The organism is Runella sp. R5_40 (assembly GCF_057652295.1).
Map to the genome: position 1 here is coordinate 1 of NZ_JBYFCH010000061.1, position 1,401 is coordinate 1,401.

General features: G+C 39.8%; 1 protein-coding gene. It reads left to right on the forward strand.

Annotated features, from left to right (window positions below; genetic code table 11):
• Positions 1-52 precede the first annotated feature (52 nt).
• The gene (locus tag AC23N5_RS31365) at positions 53-1,264 is read left to right on the forward strand and encodes an IS256 family transposase (RefSeq protein WP_487758554.1); all 1,212 of its coding nucleotides are present in this window, start codon (positions 53-55) and stop codon (positions 1,262-1,264) included.
• Positions 1,265-1,401 lie beyond the last annotated feature (137 nt).

The window sequence follows — 1,401 nt, forward strand, 5'->3', positions numbered from 1 at the left end:
GAGACTGTAAATTAAACTCTGTCTAAAGGTTTTTTAACTTTACGACAGAACAATGGAAAAGACAGAATTTGAACAGATGCGCGATAAAGCGCTAACCCAGTTGATGAATGGACAATCGTTAACGGGTAAAGATGGAGTGTTCGCTCCCTTACTCCAACAATTTTTAGAAAGTGCTCTAGAGTCAGAAATGAACGCACATCTTGATGAAAAACAGCGAGAATTAGGCAACAAGCGCAATGGCAAAGGCAGCAAGCGTCTAAAAACAACCTCGGGTGAGATTATTTTAAGTACACCTCAAGACCGACAGAGCAGCTTTACTCCTCAAATCGTCAAGAAACGCGAAACAGTACTAGCTGATAACCTAGCCCCTCAAATCATCGGCCTCTATAGTAAGGGGATGAGTTTTCGAGATATATCCGATCATATCCAACAAATGTATGATGTGGAAATATCTCATGCTACTCTTTCTGAGATTACTGAACGAGTAATTCCACAGGTCAAAGAGTGGCAGAGTAGGCCTCTGGAAAGTCTTTACACCATTGTTTGGTTGGATGCCATGCACTATAAGGTAAGGGAAGGTGGTCGAGTTGTTACTCGTGCTGTTTATAATGTATTGGGAGTTAATCGACATGGCTACAAAGATTTGATTGGTATGTATGTCTCCGAAAGCGAAGGTGCCAATTTTTGGTTATCGGTGCTTACAGATTTAAAATCTAGAGGGGTAAAAGATATTTTGATAGCCTGTACGGATAACCTCACTGGCTTCTCGGAGGCAATATTGGCTTGTTTCCCTCAAGCTGAGGTTCAGACTTGCATCATTCACCAGATACGCAACTCGCTTAAATATGTGGCCTCCAAAGACCAAAAGGCTTTTATGCAGGATTTAAAAATGGTCTATCAGGCTCCCACCAAAGACAAAGCTGAATTAGAACTGGAAAAACTCGAAGCAAAATGGGGGGTAAAATATCCAGTTGTGCTCAAATCATGGCAGAAGAATTGGCATAAATTGTCTACCTATTTTGCTTATGATGAGCACATTAGAAAGTTAATCTATACCACCAATGCTGTGGAAGGGTTTCACAGGCAAGTTCGTAAAATCACTAAAACAAAGGGTGCTTTCCCCAATGACATGGCTTTACTTAAATTGATATACTTGGCCGTTGAAAATATAAGCCGCAAATGGACATCTCCTTTACAAAACTGGGCACTTACAGCACAACAATTACATATTAAATTTGGAGATAGGATGCCAATAGATCTGTAATTTTTACCTCCAATTATAAAACGCAAAAATAGTTTGTTATTTGTCTAGTCAAGGGTAGATAAACGGCCTCGTTCCTCAGCCGCCCTTGACTAGACAAATAACAAAACAAAAAAGCATTTGAAATCGAAAGAAAAAAC

Coding starts and splice junctions, on each gene's coding strand:
- AC23N5_RS31365 (WP_487758554.1), top strand. CDS start 53: ATGGAAAAGACAGAATTTGAACAGATGCGCGATAAAGCGCTAACCCAG.